Raw genomic sequence first — 23,091 nt, 5'->3', positions numbered from 1 at the left:
AACCCATGCTAGTACTGGGATTAGAAACGTCCTGCGACGAAACCGGCGTCGCCCTCTACGACAGTGAACGTGGCCTGCTGGCCGACGCGCTGTTCAGCCAGATCGACCTGCACCGCGCGTACGGCGGCGTGGTGCCGGAGCTTGCGTCACGCGATCACGTCAAGCGCATGCTGCCCTTGATCCGCCAGGTCCTGGCCGAAGGCGGCTGCGTGCCGACCGAGATCGACGCCATCGCCTACACGGCCGGGCCGGGTCTGGTGGGCGCCCTGTTGGTCGGTGCCTCCTGTGCCCAGGCGCTGGCCTTTGCCTGGGGCATTCCGGCCTTGGGCGTGCACCACATGGAGGGCCACCTGCTGGCGCCGATGCTGGAGCCGCAGCCGCCGGAGTTTCCGTTCGTCGCTTTGTTGGTATCCGGAGGCCATACGCAGCTCGTGCGGGTCGATGGAATCGGCCAATACCAACTCATGGGCGAGTCGCTCGACGACGCCGCGGGCGAGGCTTTTGATAAAACCGCCAAGATGATGGGGCTCAATTATCCTGGCGGACCGGAAATCGCACGACTTGCCGCTCAAGGCATTGAAGGGCGTTTCCTATTCCCGCGTCCGATGTGCGACCGGCCTGGACTGGATTTCAGCTTCAGCGGCCTGAAAACCTTCGCGCTGAATACCTGGCAACAATGCGTCAATGCCGGGGACGACAGTGAGCAAGCCCGTTGCGACATCTCCCTGGCGTTCCAGCAGGCCGTGGTGGAGACTTTGACGATCAAGTGCAAGCGCGCGCTGAAACAAGCTGGGCTCAAGCGCCTGGTGATTGCCGGCGGGGTGAGCGCGAACAAGGCCTTGCGGGTATCCCTGGAGAAAATGCTCGGCGATATGGAGGGCGACGTTTACTACGCTCGGCCGGAGTTCTGTACAGATAACGGCGCGATGATCGCTTTTGCCGGTTGCCAGCGCCTGCAAGCGGGGCAGCAGGAAAGCCTGGCGATCAGCGTGCAGGCGCGCTGGCCCATGGAGCAACTTTCACCGCTGTGAGGCGTTATCAGAAATGCCGTTCGCGCCCGGCGAACAGGTCGCGTAGATTGCCCCGGTGACGCCAGACGATCAGCGCAACGAGTGTCGTCATCGGCAGCAACGCCGCCGGTTCCTGCCAGGCCAGCAAAGGCAGGGTCAGTGGCGTGGCGATCAATGCGGCCAGGGAGCTGGTGCGGGTCAGGTAGAAGGTCAGCAGCCAGGCGCACACGGCAAGCAGGGCGGCAGGCGGATACAGGCCCAGCAGCATGCCGGCGGCGGTGGCGACACCCTTGCCGCCGCGAAAGCGGAAGTACAGCGGGAACAGATGGCCGATGACCGCGCAGACGCCGACCCAGGCCTGTTGCTGCAACGAAAGCCCTGCGAGGCTGGCGAGCAGAACCGGCACGAGGCCTTTGCAGAGGTCGCCAAGCAGGGTCAGGACGGCAAGCTTGCGTCCGGCCAGGCGCAGCATGTTGGTGGCGCCGGCATTGCCTGAGCCACTCATTCGCGGATCCGGGCGACCGGTCAGGCGGCTGAGCAAAATGGCAAAGGACAGTGAGCCGAGCAGGTAGGCGAGGATCGCCAATGACCAAAACATGCTAGCTATTCCGGGCGAGGAAGCCCCTGATTCTAACGGCGCAACGCGCCCTTGTCGTGCTGCGGAGAAGAGAGCTTGGACAGAGTGTTTATCGAAGGCCTGGAAGTCGACACGGTGATTGGTGCCTACGACTGGGAGCGAGGCATCCGACAGTGCCTGCGGCTTGATCTGAGTTTTGCCTGGGATAATCGTCCGGCGGCTGCGGGCGACGACCTGAGCCTGGCCCTCGACTACGCCAGCGTATCGGCCCGCATCCAGGCATTTGCCGAGCAGGCGCAGTTCCAATTGGTCGAGACCTTTGCCGAGCGACTGGCCCAAGAGCTCATGGATGAGTTCAGGATCACCTGGCTGCGCCTGAAAGTGACCAAGCCCGGGGCCGTGCCGGCCGCTACCGGCGTTGGCGTGGAGATCGAGCGCGGATGTCGCTGACTCAGGTTTTTCTCGGGCTCGGCAGCAATATCGAGCGCGAAATCCATTTGTGCGCGGGGCTTGAGGCTCTGGCCGGTTTCCTGGTGGATATGCGCTGTTCGGCCGTGTTCGAAAGTCAGCCGGTGGGTATAAAGAGCGGGCCGTTCTTCAATTTCGTCGTGTCGGCGTTCACCGATCTTCCACTGATGGAACTGGACCGCCGCCTCAAGTTCATCGAGGCCGATAATGGCCGCTACGCGCCGGACCGCAAGGGTTTGCCACTGGATATCGACGTGCTGCTGTATGGCGAGCAGGTCGGCAACTTCGATGGGTTGATCCTGCCGCGCGCGGAAATTCTCAAGAATGCTTTTGTCTTGTGGCCTTTATCGTTGATTGCGCCGGACCGGATTCATCCAGGCGTGGGCAAGAGCTTTTCCACGTTGTGGAAAGAAGCACAGATTGATCAGGTGCTGGCGCCGGTGGCTTTCGAGTGGCGAGGTCAGCCGCTTACACCGTCGAATCTGTTGTGAAGCGTCTGCTGCTATCGCGAGCAGGCTCGCTCCCACAGTGGATCTTGGTCAGACACAAGATATGTGCCCGCTGAAATCCTAATGTGGGAGCGAGCCTGCTCGCGATGGTGGTTGTATATTCAGCAGAAATATCAGTTGGTCCAAACTCCCGTCAGTTCGCCGCTTCCTTGTAGGCTTTCAGCGCCCTGAGGCGCTCTCGCTTGATCGCTTCACCCAGTTCCGGCCCCTTGAAACCCTTCTCCAGCAAAGGTTGCACTGCCACGCCGCGGGCCGCTGACGCAGCGCCCCGCAGGTAATCAGCCTGTGGGTAACTTCGTTCCTCAAGCCCCTTGCGCCCTCGCGCATCCATCTCGCATGCGGCAATGAACTCCTCGAAACGCTGGGGGCGCCGGTACACATCAAAGCTCTGCAGCAGCTCAAGCAAAGTGGTTGCCCGGAGCTCCAGCGCGCGATGTCCATGGGTGTGGTATTGACCCACCAGAAGTGCCAGTTCCTGGCAGTCACGGGGCGCTTTGAAGCGTTCGTTGACTGCTTTGATCAGCTTCAGGCCCTTGTGCTCATGGGCGATGTGTCTTGGCCATTCATGCTCGGGTGTCAGACCTTTGCCGAGGTCATGCAACAGGCAAGCCCAGCGGACCGTCAGTGGCTGTTTGTGCAGCGCCGACTGTTCCAGCACGCTCAAGGTATGGACGCCGCTGTCGATTTCCGGGTGATGAGCTTCAGGCTGCGGGACCCCGAACAGCGCATTGACCTCGGGCATCAATACCTTGAGGGCATCGCAGTCGCGCAGTACCTGGATAAACACTTGTGGCTGATCTTCCATCAGGGCGCGGGAGATCTCTTTCCAGCTGCGTTCGGCAGTCAAAGCTTCCAGTTCGCCAGATTCACTGAGCTTGCGCATCAACGCGAGGGTTTCGTCCGCCACCTTGAAACCTAGCGGGGCATAACGTGCGGCAAAGCGGGCAACTCGCAGAACCCGCAGTGGATCCTCGGCAAACGCCGGGGAAACGTGCCGCAGCAGGCGATCTTCGAGATCGCGCTGACCGTGGTAGGGATCGGTGAGGTTGCCATGGTCGTCTTCGGCCATGGCGTTGATTGTCAGGTCCCTGCGGATGAGGTCTTCTTCGAGCGTCACCTCGGGGCTGGCATGGAATACGAAGCCACCGTAACCCCTCCCGCTCTTGCGTTCGGTGCGGGCGAGGGCGTATTCCTCGCCAGTCTTCGGGTCAAGGAATACCGGAAAATCAGCCCCCACGGGACGGAACCCCTTGGCCAGCATTTCCTCGGCGGTGGCGCCCACGACCACCCGGTCGATGTCGGTGACGGGGATGCCGAGCAGGCGATCACGAACAGCGCCGCCGACTTTGTAGATCTGCATAAAAAACCTCCGTTGGGCCGACAGGATAAACCTTTAAGCCGGCCCTTCGGAGGCGAAAACGTATCAAAGATGAATGACGGCCAGGTCCAGGCGCCCGTAATCGCCTTCGCCTTGTTCGCCGCGCGGCGGCACATGGTGGGTTTTCATCACCTGGTCGCCCTGCAGGGTTTCCAGGTGGATGTCGAACCCCCAAAGCCGATGCAGGTGCTTGAGGACCTCGTCGGTGGAATCGCCCAGCGGTTTGCGGTTGTGCTGCTGGTGCCGCAGGGTCAGGGAACGATCACCCCGACGGTCGATGCTGTAGATCTGCACGTTGGGCTCGCGATTACCGAGATTGTATTGCGCTGCCAGGGTTTCCCGGATGACCCGGTAACCGCTCTCGTCGTGGATGGCGGGCACCAGCAGGTCATCCTTCTGATCATCGTCCATGATGCTGAACAGCTTGAGGTCGCGGATCACCTTGGGCGAAAGGTACTGCAGGATGAAACTTTCGTCCTTGAAGCTGCTCATGGCGAATTTGATCGTGGAAAGCCAGTCCGAGCCGGCGATTTCCGGAAACCAGCGGCGATCCTCTTCGGTAGGGTCTTCACACATGCGGCGAATGTCGCGGTACATGGCAAAGCCCAGGGCATATGGGTTGATACCGCTGTAGTAGGGACTATCGAACCCTGGCTGGAATACCACGCTGGTATGGGAGGTCAGGAACTCCATCATGAAGCCATCGGTGACCAGGCCCTCGTCGTACAGGTCGTTCATCAACGTGTAGTGCCAGAATGTTGCCCAGCCCTCGTTCATCACCTGGGTCTGGCGCTGAGGGTAGAAATACTGGGCGATCTTGCGCACGATGCGTACGATTTCACGCTGCCAGGGTTCCAGCAGCGGCGCGTGTTTCTCGATGAAATAAAGGATGTTCTCCTGGGGCTCGGCAGGGAACCGCGCGTTGTCTTTCTCGCTGTACTTGTCCGCGCCTTTGGGAATGGTCCGCCAAAGATCGTTGATCTGCTTTTGCAGGTGTTCTTCACGGTCCTTCTGGCGCCGGCGCTCTTCCTCCGCGGAAATCGGATACGGCCGCTTGTAGCGGTCCACACCATAGTTCATCAGGGCGTGGCAGGAATCCAGCAGGTCCTCCACCGCATCAATGCCGTGGCGTTCCTCGCACTGCATGATGTACTGCTTGGCGAACACCAGGTAATCGATGATCGAGCTGGCGTCGGTCCAGGTGCGGAACAGATAGTTGCCCTTGAAGAAGCTGTTGTGGCCATAGCAGGCATGCGCCACCACCAGCGCCTGCATGCAGATGGTGTTTTCTTCCATCAGGTAGGCGATGCAGGGATCGGAGTTGATCACGATCTCATAGGCCAGCCCCATCTGGCCGCGGCTGTAGGATTTCTCCGTACTGAGGAAATGCTTGCCGTAGGACCAATGGTGGTAGCCCAGTGGCATCCCTACGGATGCATAGGCGTCCATCATTTGCTCGGCGGTGATCACTTCGATCTGGTTGGGGTACGTGTCCAGGGCGTAACGGTCCGCGATACGGCTGATTTCGCGGTCATAGGCCTGGATCAGCTCGAATGTCCATTCGGAACCGGTGGAAATGGGCTGGCGCTTCTGCTCTTTTTTGGCGGTCATGTCACTAACCTGCGCTGGAAGAGTTCACGGAAGACCGGGTAGATATCCCCGGCCGAGACCAGTTGCTGTTGGGCAAATGTGTCGGAGAAGGCTTCGGCGATGCGTTCGTATTCGTACCACAGGGCCTGGTGTTCGCGTGGAGTAATTTCCACGTAGGTGTAGTACTGGACGAACGGCATGATCTGGTTGATCAGGATGTCACGACAGATTGGCGAGTCGTCGTTCCAGTTATCGCCGTCGGACGCCTGGGCCGCATAGATGTTCCATTCATTGGCGGGGTAACGTTCGGCCATGATTTCCTGCATCAGTTTCAGCGCGCTGGACACGATCGTGCCGCCAGTTTCCCTGGAATAGAAAAACTCTTCCTCGTCGACTTCCCTGGCGCTGGTGTGGTGACGGATGAACACCACATCGATCTTGTCGTAGTTCCTCTTCAGGAACAGGTACAGCAGGATAAAGAAACGCTTGGCGATGTCCTTGGTGGCTTGGGTCATGGAGCCGGAAACGTCCATCAGGCAGAACATCACGGCCTTCGAACTGGGATTCGGTTGTTTCACCAGGAGGTTGTATTTTAGGTCGAACGTGTCGAGAAACGGCACACGATGGATACGCGCGCTGAGTTTCTCGATTTCCGCTTCCAGGTCCTGGATATCACCAAAATTGTCGGGCTCTTCACGTTTCAGGCGAGCCAGTTCTTCCTTGGCTTCGCGAAGTTTTGCCCGGCTGCTGCCTGATAGCGCAATGCGTCGGGCATGGGCCGAACGCAGGGTGCGAATAATATTGATGCGTGACGGATTACCCTCGTTGCTGATGCCGGCGCGCACGGTCTTGAAGGTGTCGGTACCGGTCAGGTTGCGCTTGACCAGGTTCGGCAGTTCCAGGTCCTCGAACATGAATTCGAGGAATTCCTCCTGGGTGATCTGGAATACGAACTCGTCCATGCCTTCGCCGGAATTGCCGGCCTTGCCGGGCCCCTTGCCGCCGCCTCCCCCCTGCGGACGCGGGATGTGCTCGCCAGTGGTGAATTCCTTGTTCCCCGGGTGCACGACGGTCTGCTTGCCACCACGGCCGTGGTGAAGCACCGGCTCGTCGATGTCGCGGCCAGGGATGCTGATCTGCTCGCCATGCTCCATGTCCGTAATGGAACGACGGCTGACCGCCTCTTCGACGGCTTTCTTGATGTGGTCACGGTACCGCCGCAAGAAACGCTGGCGGTTCACCGTGCTCTTGTTCTTGCCATTCAGGCGTCGGTCGATCACATAGCTCATAGGTGACCCTCTGGGCAGCTTCAAGGGTGAGCTACGAGCTGCAAGTAGAAGCGGTCGCCCGGAACCGGAGTTCAGGCGATTCTGTCTTGCAGCTCGTCGCTTGCGGCTTGTAGCTGCGCTACTGTGATTTACGGACCCGCAGGTACCACTCGGAAAGCAGGCGTACCTGTTTGTCGGTGTAGCCACGTTCGACCATGCGTGTAACGAAGTCGTTGTGTTTTTGCTGGTCCTCCTTGCTGGCCTTGGCATTGAAGCTGATGACTGGCAGCAGGTCTTCGGTGTTGGAGAACATTTTTTTCTCGATAACCACCCGCAGCTTCTCGTAGCTGAGCCAGGTCGGGTTCTTGCCGTTGTTGTTGGCCCGGGCGCGCAGCACGAAGTTGACGATTTCGTTGCGGAAATCCTTCGGATTGCTGATGCCCGCCGGTTTTTCGATTTTTTCCAGTTCCTCGTTCAGTGCCACGCGATTGAGGATTTCGCCGGTTTCCGGGTCGCGGTATTCCTGGTCCTGGATCCAGAAATCCGCATACAGCACATAACGATCGAAGATGTTCTGACCGTACTCGCTGTAGGACTCCAGGTAGGCCGTCTGGATCTCCTTGCCGATGAACTCGATATAACGTGGAGCCAGGTATTCCTTGAGGAAGCGCAGGTACCGCTCACGGGTTTCAGCCTGGAACTGTTCCTGCTCGATCTGCTGTTCAAGTACATAAAGCAGATGGACCGGGTTGGCGGCAATTTCGTGAGGGTCGAAGTTGAAGACCTTGGACAGGATCTTGAATGCGAACCGCGTGGAAAGACCATTCATGCCTTCGTCCACGCCCGCATTGTCGCGGTATTCCTGGATCGACTTGGCCTTCGGATCGGTGTCCTTGAGGTTTTCACCGTCGTAGACGCGCATTTTCGAATAGATGTTGGAGTTTTCCGGCTCCTTGAGACGCGACAGCACGGTGAACTGGGCCAGCATCTTCAGCGTATCGGGGGCGCAATGGGCCTTGGACAGCGAACTGTTGAACAACAGCTTGTCGTAGATTTTGATCTCATCGGTCACCCGCAGGCAGTACGGCACCTTGACGATGTAGATCCGGTCGATGAAGGCTTCGTTGTTCTTGTTGTTGCGGAAGGTATGCCATTCCGACTCGTTGGAGTGGGCCAGCAGGATGCCGCTGAACGGAATCGCCCCCAGCCCTTCGGTACTGTTGTAGTTGCCTTCCTGGGTGGCAGTCAGGAGTGGGTGCAGCACCTTGATGGGCGCCTTGAACATCTCGACGAATTCCATCAGGCCCTGGTTGGCCCGGCACAGCGCGCCCGAATAGCTGTAGGCGTCGGCGTCGTTCTGAGGGAATTCCTCCAGTTTGCGAATATCGACCTTACCCACCAGGGCAGAGATATCCTGGTTGTTCTCATCCCCGGGCTCGGTCTTGGCCACGGCGATCTGGTTAAGTATCGAGGGGTAGAGCTTGACCACCCGGAACTGGCTGATGTCGCCGCCGAACTCGGCCAGGCGCTTGGTAGCCCATGGCGACATGATGGTATTGAGATAGCGCCGGGGAATACCAAAGTCTTCCTCGAGAATCGCGCCGTCTTCGGTAGCGTTGAACAGCCCCAGTGGGGACTCGAACACCGGCGAACCCTTGATAGCATAGAAGGGCACTTTTTCGATCAGTTGCTTGAGCTTCTCGGCCAGGGACGATTTACCGCCACCGACGGGGCCGAGCAGATAGAGGATTTGTTTTTTCTCCTCCAGGCCTTGGGCGGCATGGCGGAAATAGGAAACGATCTGTTCGATGCATTCTTCCATCCCGTGGAAGTCCGCAAAGGCCGGATAGCGGCGAATTACCTTGTTGGAAAAGATCCGCGAGAGCCTCGAGTTGGTCGAGGTATCCAGCAGTTCCGGTTCTCCGATTGCCAGCAACAGACGCTCCGCGGCCGATGCGTAGGCACTGCGGTCCTGCTTGCAGAGTTCGAGGTATTCCTGCAGCGAGTACTCCTCCTGCCGCGTGGACTCGAAACGTTGCTGGAAGTGGCTAAAAATACTCATGACGTCACCTCGCTCGATACGTGGAGCCGGTGTCGGATCAATCAGTCGATGCTGGACAGCCGCTGGGAACCCAGTTGCCGTTTACCCCCCAGAATGCTCTCAAGAACACTGGCTCCTGAAAGCTGACTCCCGATGACCCGCGCGCCGGTGTACCGGCTCTCCCCTGTTTTGGATGGCCTGAGGCTAAGGATAGTTCGGAATCCGAGAGGTAAAGGTGGAATACGTAATTAGTTATGGCAGACCGTTCGTCTGCCATCGCCCAAGCCCGCGGTTCTCGTGGGCTTGGCTGTCATAAAAAATTATTCGTGAGTGCTTTGCGCTGTTTCGTCAGGATAAGTCGTGCGCCACAGCTCAAAGCCGCCGTCCAGGCTGTAGACATTGCTGAAGCCCTGGCTGACCAGGTAACCCGCTGCGCTCTGGCTGGAGTTGCCGTGGTAGCAGACCACAACGGTAGGGGCATCGAGGTCGGCGGCACGGATGAAGTCGGCCAGCGAATGGTTGTCCAGATGCTTGGAGCCGCTGATATGCAAAGCTGCAAAGGTGGCTGGGTCGCGCACATCGACGACGACGGCACCCTGTTCACGCAGGGCCTGGGCTTGTTCGGGAGAGATGCGTTTGAATTCGGTCATACGGGACTCCTGTGGCCTTGAGTGCAAAGCCGATCAAATGGCAGTGCCGGCCGGCAATGATGCGGTGGTCGGTTGATGGGGTTTGGCATGCCCCTTCTCGTCGCAATCGCAGCGCAGCAACTCGCCGCTGTCGACGTTCATCAGTGTCAGCGCGCTGCCCCAGACACAGCCGGTATCGAGGGCAAAGACCCCTGGCTCGTCGCTTTGGCCTTCAAGCGCGGCCCAATGGCCGAAGATGATCTTCAGATTGCGGGTCTTGCGCTCCTTGTGCTTGAACCAGGGCGCATAGCCGGGCGGAGCGGTTTCGATGCCTTCCTTGCCCTTGAGATCAAGCTTGCCATCACGGGTGCAGAAGCGCATCCGGGTGAAATAATTGGTAATGACCCTGAGTCGGGCGGCGCCGGTGAGGTCGTTGTCCCACTTCACCGGTTCGTTGCCGTACATGCCATCCAGGTAGGGGCCGAACAGGTTGTCATCGCGCAACGCCTGCTCCACTTCGCCTGCGCACTTGAGCGCCTTGCGCAAGGACCATTGGGGCGGAATGCCGGCATGGACCAGCGCCAGATTGCGCGCCTCGTCGTAGTGCATGAGCTTCTGCTGGCGCAGCCATTCGAGCAGCTCGACGCAATCAGGCGCGTCTAGAATTTCCTTCAGGGTATCGGACTTCTTCAAGCGCTCGATGTTCTGCCAGGCCGCCAGCAGGTGCAGGTCATGGTTACCCAGCACGCAAACCAGCGAATCGCGGATGCCGTAGAGGAAGCGCAAGGTTTCAAGCGATTGCGGCCCCCGGTTGACCAGGTCGCCCACGAGCCACAGGGTGTCTTCGCGTGGGTCAAAGGCGACCCGCTCCAGCAGGCACTTGAGCGGGTCGAGGCAGCCTTGCAGGTCGCCGACCGCGTACGTGGCCATCAGTGCAACGCTCCTGGCACCGCCAGGCGAAAGGGCTTGATGACCGCGTCGAAGCGTTTGCCGTCCTCGGCCAGCATCTGGTAGGTGCCCTGCATGGTGCCGACCTTGGTCGTCATCACGGTGCCGCTGCTGTAGCTGTGGCTTTGGCCTGCGTCGATCAACGGTTGCTGACCGACCACACCCTCGCCACGGACTTCTTCGACGTGCCCGTCGCCGTCGGTGATGATCCAGTGCCGTGACAGCAGTCGGGCTGGCAACGAGCCGTTGTTGCGCACAGTGATGGTGTAGGCAAAGGCGAAGCGGTTGTGCTCGGGTTGCGACTGTTCAGCGAGAAAGCGGGTGGCGACGCTGACGTCGACCTGGTAACGGGGATCGGACATGCAAAAGGGCCTTGGAAGCGGGACGCGGGCGTAACTGAGGGAATCAGTCTAGGCCAAGTATCGGGTAGTAGACCAGACTGGCGTACTGCCCGATAGCGACCATTGAACGTCAGATGGCGTCGGTATTTGGCGCGACCTGTTCGCTGAGCTTGTCGGCCAGGCGGACGAAGGCTGCGAGGTCCAGTTGCTCCGGACGCAGGCTGCCATCGACGCCGGCGGCTTCGATTTCGGCGCTGCTGAGCAACAGTTTCAGCGTATTGCGCAGGGTTTTACGGCGCTGGTTGAACGCTTCGCGTACCAGACGCTCCAGCAGGCGATGGTCCTTGGCGGGATGCGGCAGGACCGCATGGGGCACAAGCCGGACGATGGCGGAGTCGACTTTCGGCGGCGGGTTGAACGCACCGGGGCCTACGTTGAACAGGTGATCAACCCGGCAATGATATTGGACCATGATCGACAAACGACCCCAGTCACCTCCACCAGGCCCGGCGGCAAGACGCTCGACCACTTCTTTCTGCAGCATGAAGTGCATGTCGCGGATCAGGCCGGCATTGTTCAGCAGGTGAAAAATCAGCGGCGTCGAGATGTTGTACGGCAGGTTGCCCACGACTCGAAGGCTGCCCGGTGCGGCATTCAGGCTGTTGAAGTCGAATTTCAGCGCATCGCCCTGATGCAGGTTGAAATTGCTCTTGCCGGCGAACTGCTGGTTAAGAATCGGTACCAGGTCCTTGTCCAGCTCCACCACGTCCAGTTGCGCGCCGCTGCCAAGCAACCCTTCGGTCAGTGCGCCCTGGCCCGGCCCGATCTCGAGCATACGGTCATCAGGCTTGGCATTGATGGAGCGCAGGATACGGTCGATAACGCCGGCGTCATGCAGGAAGTTCTGGCCGAAGCGCTTGCGCGCGCGGTGTTGGTATTGCTCGGTCATAAATGGGTCTCGGCCATCTGGTAGGCGGTTTCCAGCGCGACTTGCAGGCTCCCGGTGTCGATCCTGCCGCTGCCGGCCAAATCCAGGGCGGTGCCGTGATCCACGGATGTGCGGATGATCGGCAGGCCCAGGGTCACGTTGACCGCCGCACCGAAACCTTTGTATTTCAGCACGGGCAGGCCCTGGTCGTGGTACATCGCCAGCACCGCGTCGCAGTGCTCCAGATATTTGGGGGTAAACAGAGTGTCGGCAGGCAGCGGGCCACGCAGGTCCATGCCCTCGCTGCGCAAGCGCTCCAGTGTGGGTTCGATGATGTCGATTTCTTCATGGCCCAGATGCCCGCCTTCGCCGGCATGCGGATTCAGCCCGCACACCAGGATGCGGGGCCGGGCGATGCCGAATTTTTCCTGGAGGTCGGCGTGCAATATCCGCGTAACGCGTTCGAGGCGTTCCGGGGTAATGGCATCCGCGATGTCTCGCAGGGGCAGGTGAGTGGTGACCAGAGCCACGCGAAGGCCACGGGTGGCGAGCATCATCACCACTTGCGGGGTATGGGTCAGGTCGGCCAGGAATTCGGTGTGTCCGGAAAAATGAATGCCGGATTCATTGATCACACCCTTGTGTACCGGCGCCGTGATCATGCCGGCGAAAGCCCCATCCAGGCAGCCTTGGCCGGCGCGGGTCAGGGTCTGCAGCACGAATGCTGCGTTGGCCTTGTCCAACTGGCCTGCGGTGACAGGTGCGCCCAGTGGTGTATCCCATACATACAGGCTACCGGCGGGAGCGGGGGCATCCGGCCAAGCGTCCGGCGTTACCGGCAACAGGTCGACGGCCACCCCCAACTGCGCGGCCCGCTCAAGGAGCAGGTCGCGGCTGGTGATGGCAATCAGGGGGTGTGGTTGGACTTGCGAGGCGAGCAGCAGGCACAGGTCGGGACCGATGCCGGCAGGCTCGCCGGGAGTCAGCGCGAAACGCTTGGGTTTCACTGCGCTGCCTGGTCTGCACCAGGGAGTTTGATCTCGACGTAGGCTTCGTCGCGAATCTGGCGCAGCCAGGTTTGCAGCTCTTCGTCGTACTTGCGGTTACGCAATACCGTCAACGCCTGTTGTTCGCGCGCCTGGGTGGTGCTGTCGGTGGCGCGACGGCCAAGGACTTCCAGGACATGCCAGCCATAAGGGCTCTTGAACGGCTTGGACAGTTGGCCTTGCGGTGTTTCGGCCATGACCTGGCGGAACTCGGGAACCAGCGCGTTCGGGTCGACCCAGTTCAAGTCGCCGCCGTTCAGGGCCGAGCCCGGGTCTTCCGAGAAGCTCTTCGCCAGCTCGGCGAAGTCTTCGCCGGAGGTGATGCGTTCGTATAGTTTCTCGGCCAGACGCTTGGTCTCGGCTTCGCTGCGGATCTCGCTTGGCTTGATCAGGATATGACGAACATGTACTTCGTCACGCACCTGGGTACCGCCACCGCGTTTTTCCAGCAGCTTCAGGATAATGAAGCCGCCAGGCGTGCGGGCTGGCTGGGTGATGTCGCCCACGGCCATGGTGCTCAGCTCGCGATCGAACGGAGGCGGCAGCTGGGCGGCCTTGCGCCAGCCCATGTCGCCGCCTTCCAGAGCGTTTTCACTGGCCGAACGGGCTACCGCCATCTGGCTGAAGTCAGCGCCTTGCTTGAGCTGCTGGTAAATGTCCATTGCCTGGCGATAAGCGCTCTGGATCGCTTCCGAATTGGCGCTTTCCGGCGTAGGAATCAGGATGTTTGCAAGGTGCAGTTCTTCCGAAAGCTGCATCTTGCCCAAGTCGGAGGCGAGGAAGTTCTTCACTTCCTGCTCGGAAACCTGGATGCGTTCGGCGACGCGGCGCTGACGCACACGGCTGATGACCATCTCGCGACGGATCTGGTCGCGGGCGTCGTCAAACGACAGGCCATCGCGCGCCAGGGCAGCGCGAAACTGGTCGACAGTCATGTTATTGCGCTGGGCAATGGTGCCGACGGCCTGGTTCAGTTCTTCATCGGTGATGCGGATGCCGGAACGCTCGCCAATCTGCAACTGCAGGTTTTCGACGATCAGGCGCTCGAGCACCTGTTGGTCCAGCACACCCGGTGGTGGCAAGCCACCGCCACGCTTGGCGATGGTTTGCTGAACTTCATGGACCCGCTGGTCCAGCTGGCTCTGCATGACTACGTCGTTGTCGACGATGGCCACGACCTTGTCGATGGGCTGTACCGCGGCGTTCGCCGCGGTACCCAGGAACAGCGCGCCCAGCATCAGCGGGCGCAGACAATCAGAAAGCTTGGTCTTCACGTTCACGATAACCTTGAATGCCTTTGTCGAGGAAGCTCTCTACCTTGGCGCCGGTGAGGCCGCCGAGTCCCTTCAGAACAATTTGGAGGAAGACGCCGTGGTCGCCTTTTTCGTTTTCCGGGGCGGCTTGACTGAATTCTTCATAGTCGACCCAGTAACGGTTGATCAGGCGCAGTTTCCAGCAGCAGTTGTCGTATTCGAAACCACCGAAGGCTTCCAGGGTACGGTTGCGGTTGTAGTCATACTGCCAGCGGCTGATTGCGTTCCACTGCGGCACGATCGGCCAGATGACCGAGAAGTCGTGCTGTTTGATCTTGTAGTAGTCCTTCACGTAGCCAGGTTGGCCCGGGGTGCCGTAGTCGCCGCCGCCCACTTGCCATTGACCGGTAGTCTGGTCATAGCGCACGAGGTCGTTGCGATAACGATAACCGGCGTTGATAACCTTGTTCGGGTTGTCCTCCGGCTGGTAGTGGAACATGGCACTACCCGAGCGCGGGCTATGAGTGTCCGGGTCCCAGTTGTAGTCGGCCGTGGTGCGCCAGTCGCGGTTCCAGCGGTATTCATATTCCAGGGCGTACGGCGAAACGCTCGAGTGCGCGTCTTCACGAGTCCTGGCGTCGATACCTGGCAGTTGAACTTCGCGGTCCTTGAAATAGAAGGCCTGGCCGACGCTGATGCGTTGGCGTTCGAAGCCGTCTTCCTGGATCCAGCGGTTGGTCACACCCAGGGACAGCTTGTTCTCGTCGCCGACGCGGTCGGAACCGGTGAAGCGATTGTCCCGGAACAGCGAGGCGTAGTTGAAGGTGCTTTCGCTGGTGTCGAAGACTGGAATGTCACTCTGATCTTTCTCCGGCACGTAGAGATAGAACAGGCGCGGCTCCAGTGTCTGGCGATAATTCTTGCCGAACCACTGGGTATCACGGTCGAAGTACAGGCCGCTGTCGATGCTGGCAATTGGCACGCCGCGGTTCTGGCTGCCACTGTAGGTACCGTTCAGGCGATCACCTTCAGCGGTCTGGGCGGCGATGTCCTGTTTGCCCTGGCTATCCAGGTCAAGATCGTATTGAGTGTATTGGTACTTGAGCGAGGGTTTGATGAAGCCATAGCTTGCGTTCATTGGCAGGCTGACAACCGGGGCCAGATTTATCCGGTCGCCGGTCGCGCGGGCCAGGCCCCGGACGTTCTCATCCAGAAACAGCTCGGTATTACCGTTTTCATCCGTGTAGTTGCCGTTCCTCAAGTCCCTGTCAAACCGCACGAACTCAGTGTTATAGGCGAAATCAAGACCATACGGATGCTGTGGCAGAAAACCGTTGAAGGTAATTTGCGGTAGACGGTCATAAGGCGTGATATTCGAGATAGTGGCCATCTGGAAGGCTTGTGCATTCAGCCGTGCGGTATAGGTATCACCGCGATAGCTGACCGCACCTTGCTGGTTCACGAAATCCTTGGACTCAACACCAATCTGATCGGTCTGCAGATCCTGGAAGTAATACGGATCGCTGATCTTGGTGTAGTCGACTTCCGTCAGCACACGCGAATCCAACCCGCCCTTGTGCTGCCAGTTGTACATGTAGCGGGTCTTGCTGTAGTCGGTCTGCTTGGCGCGCTCGTCTTCTTCGTCGTTGAGGTACGCCGCGCCGAACTGGCCTTCGCTGGACTTGGTCAGGTAGCGGAATTCGCCTTCCATCAACAGGCCGCGCTTGCTCATGTAGCGTGGGTACAACGTGGCGTCGTAGTTCGGCGCCAGGTTGAAGTAGTACGGGGTGACCAGCAGGAAGCCGGTGTCGCTGCCGCTGCCGATGGTTGGCGGCAGGAAGCCGGACTGGCGACGGTCGTCGATCGGGAAGTAGATGTACGGCGTATACAGGACCGGGAAGTCCTTGACCCGCAGCGTCACGTTGGTAGCGGTGCCGAAGCCGGTGGCCGGGTTCAGGGTGATGTTGTTGCCCTTGAGCGTCCAGGCGTTGCTGCCCGGCTCGCACGTGGTGTACGTACCGTCCTTGAGGCGGATGATCGCGTTCTCGGCGCGCTTGGCGTACAGCGCGTTACCGCGGATGCGCGATTTGTGCATCACGTATTCGGCGTTGTCGACCTTGGCTTCACCGGTGTCCAGCTGCACATCGGCGTGGTCGCCGACAATCAGCGCACCGTTGTCGCGGACTCGCACGTTGCCGCTCAGCTCGCCGCGGTTCTCGGCCTGGTACAGGCTGGCCTCGTCGGCCTCGACCTGCATGCTGCCCTGACGCATGACCACGTCACCGGCCAGGGTCGCCACTTGCTGTTCCTGCTCGTAGCGTGAAGCCTTGGCGCCGAGGAACGTCGGAGCGTCACTCTTGGCGGTCTTGTCGTTCATGCCTGGGCGAGACGGCTCGATGTACGCGCCCGCGCAGTACGGGCCGGTTTCAGCCAGTTGCGCGGGCGTGAGGTTCTCGCGCGGAACCCAGTCCAGGTGACTGTAGTCTGCACTGCGCGACTTCAAGCCGCGGCCCTTGGATTCGGTAACGAGCATCGGCTTATCGCCGGCTACCTCGCCCGAATCGCTGTCGGCCGGAGCGCTGCCGCTGTCGGCAATCGCACTGCCTTCATGCACCGGGCGCGGCGGCAATGCAGCGGCCGGCGCTTTGGGTGAACAGTCCCAGGCACCCGAAGCGGAGACGGAACAGTCATACTGCTGCGCCGCGACGACGAATGAAGAGGCCAGGGGTTGCAGAGCCAGCAGACTGCCGGTGACCAGCAACGGAAATTTTTTACGAAACGCGGGGGATTTCAATGCCATCTTATTAGTCCGGGCTTCCTGCGTGCCATCTGCCCGCGGTGTGGGCCGCACGCCTCTCGATGGTCTGAAAAAGATGCTGGATAATAAAGCATGACCCGCTTGACGGCTAGCGCCGTCGGAGACCCTTGCAATGCCTGACCAAGATGTACGCTTGCAACACCTGAAAGTTTGGCTCGATGAGCAGCTACCAATCCTCTTCACCCAGCAAGGCTGGGGCGCCGTACCCCCGGCCACATTGACCGCGGCCAGCAGTGACGCGAGTTTCCGGCGGTACTTCCGCTGGCAGGGGGAGGGCCGCAGCCTGATCGTGATGGACGCGCCACCGCCCCAGGAAAACTGCAAACCGTTCGTGGATATTGCTTTTTTGCTGGCGAAATCCGGGATCAACGTGCCGAAAATTTATGCCGAAGACCTCGAACGCGGGTTTCTTTTGCTCAATGACCTGGGCAACCAGACCTATCTGGACGTGATCAACGGCGAAAATGCCGACGATCTGTTCAGCGATGCCCTGCAAGCCTTGTTGGCTTTTCAGCAACTGCCGATGGTCGCGCCGCTGCCCAGCTACGACCTCGCGTTATTGCGTCGCGAGTTGGACTTGTTTCCCGAGTGGTACGTCAAGCGTGAGCTGGGAGTCGAGTTCGATACGGCCCAGCAGCAACTGTGGCAGCAGGCCTCCGACCTGCTGATCAACAGTGCCCTGGCCCAACCGAAAGTGTTGGTGCACCGCGACTACATGCCGCGCAACCTGATGCTCAGCGAACCCAACCCAGGCGTGCTGGATTTCCAGGACGCGGTCTATGGCCCGGTGACCTACGACGTGACGTGCCTGTTCAAGGACGCCTTCCTCAGTTGGCCGCAAGCGCGCGTGCGCGGCTGGCTGGAAGATTATTGGCGGCAGGCCGGCACGCTCGGCATTCCGGTCCAGCCGGATTTCGAGGATTTCCTGCGTGCCAGCGACCTGATGGGCGTGCAACGCCATCTCAAGGTGATCGGCATCTTCGCGCGCATTTGCCACCGCGATGGCAAGCCACGTTACCTGGCTGACGTGCCGCGTTTCTTTGCCTATATAGAAGCGGTCATTGCCCGTCGTCCGGAACTGGCACCCTTGGACGAGTTGCTCCGCAGCCTGCGTCAAGCGGATGGAGCGAGCGCATGAAGGCGATGATCCTGGCGGCGGGCAAAGGCGAGCGCATGCGGCCCCTGACCCTCACTACCCCCAAACCGTTGATTCGCGTCGGCGGCATCCCGTTGATCGAGTACCACCTGCGGGCATTGGCCGCGGCCGGGTTCACCGAAATCGTGATCAACCATGCCTGGCTCGGCCAGCAGATCGAAGATCACCTCGGCGACGGTTCGCGGTTTGGCGTGCAGATCCGCTATTCGCCGGAGGGTGAGCCGCTGGAAACCGGCGGCGGAATTTTCCGCGCGCTGCCGCTGCTGGGTAACGAGGCGTTCCTGGTGGTCAACGGCGACATCTGGACCGATTATGATTTCAGCGCCCTGCGTCGGCCGATTCCGGGGTTGGCGCACCTGGTGCTGGTGGACAATCCGGAGCATCACCCCAAGGGCGATTTCATTCTGGCTGGCGGCCAGGTTAATGACGGCGAACCTGGTGCCGATAAGCTGACATACAGCGGCATCGCCGTGCTGGATCCACAGCTGTTTGCCGGCTGCGCCGATGGCGCATTCAAGCTGGCCCCGCTGTTTCGCCGCGCCATGGCCGCAGGGCAGGTCAGCGGTTCGCGCCTGGAAGGACGCTGGGTCGATGTGGGTACTCACGAACGTTTGTCGCAAGTCGAAAAACTGATAGAAGCGAGCTGTTGATATGTGGTGGCCAGGGACTCTGATTGGAGCGGGGGCGGGCTTTGCCATTGCCAGCATCCCGGGGGCCATGCTCGGCGCATTGTTGGGGCAGGCGCTGGACCGGCGTCTGAATCTGCACGGCTGGGCCCAGGTGCGCGAACGCCTGGGCGGGCGCCCGGCGTTGCGCAACGATGAACTGTTGTTCGTGTTGCTCGGTCGCCTGGCGAAGATCGACGGGCGCGTGGTCGATGGTCACATCCAGCAGGCGCGTCTGGAAATGCGCGCGCTGGATCTGAGCGAACCGGCGCAACGTCGGGCTATCGCGGCCTTTAATCGGGGCAAATCGGGAAACGATCGGCTGCGTGGTTACCTGCGTCGCCTGAGTGCCCAGCCGCATGCGGCTGAAGGCGTGCTTCGGGCCTGCTGGCGGATGGTCTGGGCCGACGGCCGTGCCGGTGTAGCCGAACGTGAGTTGCTCGCTCAGTGGGGCAAGTGGCTGGGTTGGACGCCGCAGCAGGTCCAGGCCTTGGCGATGGACTACGAGCCGCAGAAACCGGGGCTGCCCAGCAGTGGCTTGACGTATCAGGAGGCGTTGCGGCTCTTGGGGGTTTCGGCCAACAGCGAACCGTCGCAAATCAAGCGCGCTTATCGCCGCCTGATCAGTCGTCATCACCCGGACAAGATCGCTGGCAGCGGGGCGACAGCCTTGCAGGTACGCGAAGCGACCGACAAGACCCGCGAGCTGCACAACGCCTATCGAGTGATTCGCGAGCGCAGGGATTTTCGCTAGTACACCCGTGGCGAGGGAGCTTGCTCCCGCTGGTCCGCGAAGCGGACCCAAACCAGGCGCCGCACTTCCCAGATAATTATGCTAAGCGGATTACGACTGCTGCGCAGCCGAGCGGGAGCAAGCTCCCTCGCCACAGAAGCAGGCGGCAAGGTCTCACTGCTCCGGACTTTGCGGACTCAACCACCCCCGAACCCGTCGAAACAGCTGCTCCTGCTGCGCCGTTGCGTTGGGCAGTGCCTTGAGGGAAACCTGGCTGAAGCTCGACCCTTTCAGTCGTTTGCTGGCTTGCAGGCGCTCCAGGGCTGCGTTGCGGTCCGTCGGTTTGTCCATATAAAAGATGTCCGCCGTTGCCAGCTTCAGGTTCGGTGTCAGCTCGGCGAGGCCGGGCTTGGCGGTGACGGGTGTCTGGGCCGCGACCATCACGAAGCGCTGGATTTGCGTGGGTTGTCTTTCGCCAAGATAGCGCGCCGCCCAATAGGCACCGGTGCCGTGGCCCAGCAGGACGATACTGCGGGCGCTCTGTTGCTCGGCGTAGGCCAATGCCGCGTCGATACGGGCGAAAATCCGTTCGGCGTCGGCCTTGTCGGATTCTTCGCCGGTTTCGGCGGAGGCCGGCTCAGCCGCGTCGGCCTCGCCGCCGGCGACCTGCTCGATCGGGGCTGCGGTGGTCGCGTCGGGGGCTGCAGCAGCGATGTCGGCCGGCTTGGTCTCCGGCGGTGTTTCCGCCGCGCGGGGTGCGATAACGTCGCTCTGCATGTCCGGCAGCGTAATACTCAGGCTGCTCCATTCGGCATCCGGCAGTTTTTTGCGCAGCGGACTGATGACTTGCGGCCAGTCAGCCGTTTCGCCGGCGCCAGGGATGATGATGACCACGCCCTTGGGCTCGCTGGTGTTGGCCGGCTTCCAGAGGGCAAGGAAAGCATCGCTACCGGTTTGCAGCTGTTGCTGTTCCTGGGCTGGGACTTTTCGCGCGAGCGCCGCCGCTTCTTCCTGGCTACGCTCGAGCAACGGCTGGCGCTCGGCCGGTTTCGCCTCGGCGGGTTGATCTGCCGCGGCGGGCGTCGTTTCACCGGCCTGTACAGAAAATGCACTCGGCAGGATCAGCGACAGGCACAATGCAGACAGTGTCAGGCGGTTAACAAAGGACATCGGATATTCCATGACCAGAAGTATTTCCGGCAGCCTAATGGGTTGGTCAGTATTTGTCAGTGCGTGAGATTTCGATGATGCGTGTTTGCCTGTGGGTTATCGGCTGTCTATGGCTTCCCTTGATGGCGTGGGCTGCACCCGCGCCACAGGCGCAGACGGTGCAGTTGAGCGCGGGTCAGCGCCAATGGCTGGCGGAGCATCCGCAGTTGCGCGTCGGCCTGGTGCTGCAGGCGCCCTACGCACAGTACGACCGGCGCTTGCAGCGTCTGTCCGGCACTCACGTCGAATTGATGCAATGGCTGGCCAAGGCATTGAACGTCGAGCTGACCTGGCGCAACTTCCAAGATGTCGCGCAACTGGAAGCCGCGGTGCGCAACGGAGAAGTGGATGTCGCGCCGGGTTTGACGCAGACCCCGGCGGGCCTGCGGCTCTGGCAGTTTTCCGACCCTTACATGCGTGTGCCGCAGTTGATCGTAGGCGAGCAGAAGGGCGCCGAAGGCGTGGAGTTGGAGAGGCTCGACCCCCAGGCCCGGGTGGTGGTACGCATGCCCAGCGTCACGGCCGATTACTTGCGCAGCAACTACCCGATGCTGAATCTGCAAGGCGTGCCGATGGAGCGCCAGGCCCTGCAGCTTCTATTGAGCCAGCAGGCACGCTACGCCGTGATCGACGAGGCGCAGTTGGGGCGCCTGATGGTCGAGCCGGAGTTTTCCGGATTGGTGGTGGTGGGTGACATCGGCCTGCCGCAACTGCTCAGGGTCGCCACGCGCCGGGACTGGCCGCAGTTGGCCGAAATCGTCGACAAGGGCTTGCAGGCGATTCCCGCCAAGGAGCTGGAGCAACTGCACAACCGTTGGATCAAGCCCAAATACCCACGCCTGACCGAGACGCCTGGCTTCTGGCAGAACCTGACCCTGCTGATGCTCGCCTTGCTGCTGAGCAGTGTCTCCATCGTGTTCTGGCAACGCCGTCAGCAACGCGGGCTGGAACGTCGCCTGCGCTCGGCGCGCGAGGACATCGCCCAGCGCGCGGCCAGTGAAGAAGCCTTGCGCCTGACACAGTTTTCCATCGATCAAAGCACGGTCGGGATCCTCTGGGTGAATTGGGACAGCCATGTGCGCTACGCCAATCGCGCCGCCGAAACCATGCTGGGTTATGCGCCAGGCGCGATCATCGATCGGCCGCTGATCGACTTCGAGCCAGGCCTGCACATGGACCGCTGGCTTAACCTGTGGAAGCGCGCCCGTGCCAGCGAAGACGGGCCGCAGAGTTTCGAAACCGAATGCGTGCGGGCCGATGGCAGTATCCTGCCGGCGGATGTTTCCTTGAGTTTCCTGCGTTTTCGTGACGCGGAATACCTGGTGGTCTACCTCAATGACGTGACCGAGCGTCGTCGCGCGCTGGCTGCGTTGCGTGAAAGCGAGGCGCGGCTGCAGGGCATTGCAGCCAATGTGCCGGGCCTGGTCTTTCGCCTGGAGCGAGCACCGGTGACCGGCCAGATCGACTTCGCCTATATCAGCGAAGGCAGCGAAAGCCTGGTGGGCTACTCCCCCGCAGTACTGGCCCGCAGCGATACCGGGCTGCGCAGCCTGGTGCACCCGCAGGACAAGGCCGATTACCACCGCACCCAGGACCAGGCGCTGGACAGCGACAGCGATTGGTCTTGGCAAGGCCGTATCCTCACTCGCGAAGGCCAGGAGCGCTGGGCCGAGATCAAGGCGATCACGCGTCGGCTCGAAGATGGCGCCTATGTCTGGGACGGCATTGTCTGGGACATCACCGAAAGCAAACGTGTCGAGCTGGAATTGGCCAGTTCCCGGGAGCAGTTGCGTGAACTGTCGGCGCACCTGGAAAGCGTACGGGAAGAAGAGAAAGCGCGCATTGCTCGGGAAGTCCACGACGAACTGGGGCAAATGCTCACGGTGCTGAAGCTGGAGACGTCCATGTGTGAACTGGCCTACGCGCAACTTGACCCGGGCCTGCAAGAACGGCTCAACAGCATGAAGCGCCTGATCGCCCAATTGTTTCAGTTGGTGCGGGACGTGGCGACGGCGTTGCGCCCGCCGATCCTCGATGCCGGTATTGCCTCGGCCATCGAATGGCAGGCCCGCCGTTTCGAGGCGCGCACGCAGATTCCGTGCCTGGTGCAGGTGCCGGACAACCTGCCGGCATTGAGCGACGCCAAGGCCATCGGCCTGTTCCGGATTCTCCAGGAAGCACTGACCAATGTGATGCGCCATGCCCAGGCGCATACTGTGGAGTTGACGTTGGCTCAACAAGGCGCTGATTTATGTCTGACGGTCAGCGACGACGGTGTAGGATTTATTGCCGATACGGGCCGGCCAACGTCCTTTGGCCTGGTCGGCATGCGTGAGCGGGTGCTGATCATGGGCGGGCAATTGACCCTGGACAGTGAGCCGGGGGAGGGGACGACCTTGTCGGTGCGGGTGCCTTTGGGTGAGGCCTGATGGTTTTCTGTTGCCTGGGCTGACGCCATCGCGAGCAGGCTCGCTCCCACAAGGTTTGTGTACGCCTCAATCAATGTGGGCGCGAGCTTGCCCGC

General features: G+C 60.8%; 20 protein-coding genes. 7 read left to right on the top strand and 13 right to left on the bottom strand.

Annotated features, from left to right (window positions below; genetic code table 11):
• Positions 1-5 precede the first annotated feature (5 nt).
• Positions 6-1,031 carry a tRNA (adenosine(37)-N6)-threonylcarbamoyltransferase complex transferase subunit TsaD gene (gene tsaD / locus J3P97_RS24835; protein ID WP_434674589.1) on the top strand — a complete coding sequence of 342 codons (1,026 nt, stop codon included), beginning with the start codon at positions 6-8 and terminating at the stop codon, positions 1,029-1,031.
• Positions 1,032-1,038: 7 nt separating this feature from the next.
• Here the strand turns inward: tsaD and plsY are convergent, their stop codons facing one another.
• Positions 1,039-1,608 carry a glycerol-3-phosphate 1-O-acyltransferase PlsY gene (gene plsY, locus J3P97_RS24830; RefSeq protein ID WP_305498384.1) on the bottom strand — a complete coding sequence of 190 codons (570 nt, stop codon included), beginning with the start codon at positions 1,606-1,608 and terminating at the stop codon, positions 1,039-1,041.
• A gap of 75 nt (positions 1,609-1,683) precedes the next feature.
• Between plsY and folB the strand changes: the two genes are divergently transcribed.
• Positions 1,684-2,037: a dihydroneopterin aldolase gene (gene folB / locus J3P97_RS24825; RefSeq protein WP_434602017.1), complete on the top strand. Its 354-nt coding sequence runs from the start codon at positions 1,684-1,686 to the stop codon at positions 2,035-2,037.
• On the top strand, positions 2,028-2,546 hold the full coding sequence (folK, locus tag J3P97_RS24820; protein ID WP_434672955.1) for a 2-amino-4-hydroxy-6-hydroxymethyldihydropteridine diphosphokinase: 519 nt from the start codon (positions 2,028-2,030) through the stop codon (positions 2,544-2,546). The genes folB and folK overlap by 10 nt, the downstream gene beginning before the upstream one ends.
• A 151-nt stretch (positions 2,547-2,697) precedes the next feature.
• On the opposite strand, the gene J3P97_RS24815 is transcribed toward folK, so the two are convergent.
• From J3P97_RS24815 to J3P97_RS24765, 11 genes are all read right to left on the bottom strand, one after another.
• Positions 2,698-3,924 (bottom strand): multifunctional CCA addition/repair protein, encoded by a 1,227-nt coding sequence (locus J3P97_RS24815; protein ID WP_434672954.1) that lies wholly within the window; start codon positions 3,922-3,924, stop codon positions 2,698-2,700.
• Positions 3,925-3,987: 63 nt separating this feature from the next.
• A complete protein-coding gene (locus J3P97_RS24810; protein WP_305498391.1) occupies positions 3,988-5,553 on the bottom strand; it encodes a SpoVR family protein in 1,566 nt (521 codons plus the stop codon).
• A complete protein-coding gene (locus J3P97_RS24805; protein ID WP_305498393.1) occupies positions 5,550-6,821 on the bottom strand; it encodes a YeaH/YhbH family protein in 1,272 nt (423 codons plus the stop codon). The genes J3P97_RS24810 and J3P97_RS24805 overlap by 4 nt, the downstream gene beginning before the upstream one ends.
• A gap of 118 nt (positions 6,822-6,939) precedes the next feature.
• The gene (locus tag J3P97_RS24800; RefSeq protein WP_305498395.1) at positions 6,940-8,862 is read right to left on the bottom strand and encodes a PrkA family serine protein kinase; all 1,923 of its coding nucleotides are present in this window, start codon (positions 8,860-8,862) and stop codon (positions 6,940-6,942) included.
• 299 nt (positions 8,863-9,161) lie between these two features.
• A complete protein-coding gene (glpE, locus tag J3P97_RS24795) occupies positions 9,162-9,491 on the bottom strand; it encodes a thiosulfate sulfurtransferase GlpE (protein WP_434571406.1) in 330 nt (109 codons plus the stop codon).
• 33 nt (positions 9,492-9,524) lie between these two features.
• On the bottom strand, positions 9,525-10,400 hold the full coding sequence (locus tag J3P97_RS24790; RefSeq protein WP_434571408.1) for a symmetrical bis(5'-nucleosyl)-tetraphosphatase: 876 nt from the start codon (positions 10,398-10,400) through the stop codon (positions 9,525-9,527).
• Positions 10,400-10,780, bottom strand: coding sequence for a Co2+/Mg2+ efflux protein ApaG (apaG, locus tag J3P97_RS24785; RefSeq protein WP_305498400.1), 381 nt, complete (start codon positions 10,778-10,780; stop codon positions 10,400-10,402). Before apaG ends, J3P97_RS24790 begins: the two co-directional genes overlap by 1 nt.
• Positions 10,781-10,889: 109 nt before the next feature.
• Entirely contained in the window at positions 10,890-11,708 is an 819-nt protein-coding gene (gene rsmA, locus J3P97_RS24780) for a 16S rRNA (adenine(1518)-N(6)/adenine(1519)-N(6))-dimethyltransferase RsmA (protein WP_434571410.1), read from the bottom strand.
• Entirely contained in the window at positions 11,705-12,694 is a 990-nt protein-coding gene (pdxA, locus tag J3P97_RS24775; protein WP_434571411.1) for a 4-hydroxythreonine-4-phosphate dehydrogenase PdxA, read from the bottom strand. The genes rsmA and pdxA overlap by 4 nt, the downstream gene beginning before the upstream one ends.
• A complete protein-coding gene (gene surA / locus J3P97_RS24770; protein ID WP_434672953.1) occupies positions 12,691-14,007 on the bottom strand; it encodes a peptidylprolyl isomerase SurA in 1,317 nt (438 codons plus the stop codon). The genes pdxA and surA overlap by 4 nt, the downstream gene beginning before the upstream one ends.
• On the bottom strand, positions 13,988-16,786 hold the full coding sequence (locus J3P97_RS24765; protein WP_434672952.1) for an LPS-assembly protein LptD: 2,799 nt from the start codon (positions 16,784-16,786) through the stop codon (positions 13,988-13,990). The genes surA and J3P97_RS24765 overlap by 20 nt, the downstream gene beginning before the upstream one ends.
• A 130-nt stretch (positions 16,787-16,916) precedes the next feature.
• Between J3P97_RS24765 and J3P97_RS24760 the strand changes: the two genes are divergently transcribed.
• Genes J3P97_RS24760 through J3P97_RS24750 form a run of 3 tightly spaced genes read left to right on the top strand, consistent with a single transcriptional unit; the run spans position 16,917 to position 19,379 of the window.
• Positions 16,917-17,942, top strand: coding sequence for an aminoglycoside phosphotransferase family protein (locus J3P97_RS24760; RefSeq protein WP_434672951.1), 1,026 nt, complete (start codon positions 16,917-16,919; stop codon positions 17,940-17,942).
• Entirely contained in the window at positions 17,939-18,610 is a 672-nt protein-coding gene (gene murU, locus J3P97_RS24755; protein ID WP_434672950.1) for an N-acetylmuramate alpha-1-phosphate uridylyltransferase MurU, read from the top strand. The genes J3P97_RS24760 and murU overlap by 4 nt, the downstream gene beginning before the upstream one ends.
• 1 nt (position 18,611) lies before the next feature.
• Positions 18,612-19,379, top strand: a complete 768-nt coding sequence (locus J3P97_RS24750) for a DnaJ domain-containing protein (protein ID WP_434571419.1) — start codon at positions 18,612-18,614, stop codon at positions 19,377-19,379.
• A gap of 153 nt (positions 19,380-19,532) precedes the next feature.
• Here J3P97_RS24750 and J3P97_RS24745 read toward each other — a convergent pair whose 3' ends face one another.
• Entirely contained in the window at positions 19,533-20,528 is a 996-nt protein-coding gene (locus J3P97_RS24745; RefSeq protein ID WP_434672949.1) for an alpha/beta hydrolase family protein, read from the bottom strand.
• 74 nt (positions 20,529-20,602) lie between these two features.
• Here J3P97_RS24745 and J3P97_RS24740 point away from each other — a divergent pair, with 74 nt between their 5' ends.
• Positions 20,603-22,996 (top strand): PAS domain-containing sensor histidine kinase, encoded by a 2,394-nt coding sequence (locus J3P97_RS24740; RefSeq protein ID WP_434672948.1) that lies wholly within the window; start codon positions 20,603-20,605, stop codon positions 22,994-22,996.
• Positions 22,997-23,091 lie beyond the last annotated feature (95 nt).

The organism is Pseudomonas sp. R1-15, from assembly GCF_051132085.1.
In the GTDB taxonomy this organism is placed as follows: Bacteria; Pseudomonadota; Gammaproteobacteria; order Pseudomonadales; family Pseudomonadaceae; genus Aquipseudomonas.
This window is presented reverse-complemented; position numbering and strand designations above follow the sequence as displayed.

Coding starts and splice junctions, on each gene's coding strand:
- tsaD (WP_434674589.1), top strand. CDS start 6: ATGCTAGTACTGGGATTAGAAACGTCCTGCGACGAAACCGGCGTCGCC.
- plsY (WP_305498384.1), bottom strand. CDS start 1,608: ATGTTTTGGTCATTGGCGATCCTCGCCTACCTGCTCGGCTCACTGTCC.
- folK (WP_434672955.1), top strand. CDS start 2,028: ATGTCGCTGACTCAGGTTTTTCTCGGGCTCGGCAGCAATATCGAGCGC.
- J3P97_RS24815 (WP_434672954.1), bottom strand. CDS start 3,924: ATGCAGATCTACAAAGTCGGCGGCGCTGTTCGTGATCGCCTGCTCGGC.
- J3P97_RS24810 (WP_305498391.1), bottom strand. CDS start 5,553: ATGACCGCCAAAAAAGAGCAGAAGCGCCAGCCCATTTCCACCGGTTCC.
- J3P97_RS24805 (WP_305498393.1), bottom strand. CDS start 6,821: ATGAGCTATGTGATCGACCGACGCCTGAATGGCAAGAACAAGAGCACG.
- J3P97_RS24800 (WP_305498395.1), bottom strand. CDS start 8,862: ATGAGTATTTTTAGCCACTTCCAGCAACGTTTCGAGTCCACGCGGCAG.
- glpE (WP_434571406.1), bottom strand. CDS start 9,491: ATGACCGAATTCAAACGCATCTCTCCCGAACAAGCCCAGGCCCTGCGT.
- J3P97_RS24790 (WP_434571408.1), bottom strand. CDS start 10,400: ATGGCCACGTACGCGGTCGGCGACCTGCAAGGCTGCCTCGACCCGCTC.
- apaG (WP_305498400.1), bottom strand. CDS start 10,780: ATGTCCGATCCCCGTTACCAGGTCGACGTCAGCGTCGCCACCCGCTTT.
- rsmA (WP_434571410.1), bottom strand. CDS start 11,708: ATGACCGAGCAATACCAACACCGCGCGCGCAAGCGCTTCGGCCAGAAC.
- J3P97_RS24765 (WP_434672952.1), bottom strand. CDS start 16,786: ATGGCATTGAAATCCCCCGCGTTTCGTAAAAAATTTCCGTTGCTGGTC.
- J3P97_RS24760 (WP_434672951.1), top strand. CDS start 16,917: ATGCCTGACCAAGATGTACGCTTGCAACACCTGAAAGTTTGGCTCGAT.
- murU (WP_434672950.1), top strand. CDS start 17,939: ATGAAGGCGATGATCCTGGCGGCGGGCAAAGGCGAGCGCATGCGGCCC.
- J3P97_RS24750 (WP_434571419.1), top strand. CDS start 18,612: ATGTGGTGGCCAGGGACTCTGATTGGAGCGGGGGCGGGCTTTGCCATT.
- J3P97_RS24745 (WP_434672949.1), bottom strand. CDS start 20,528: ATGTCCTTTGTTAACCGCCTGACACTGTCTGCATTGTGCCTGTCGCTG.
- J3P97_RS24740 (WP_434672948.1), top strand. CDS start 20,603: ATGATGCGTGTTTGCCTGTGGGTTATCGGCTGTCTATGGCTTCCCTTG.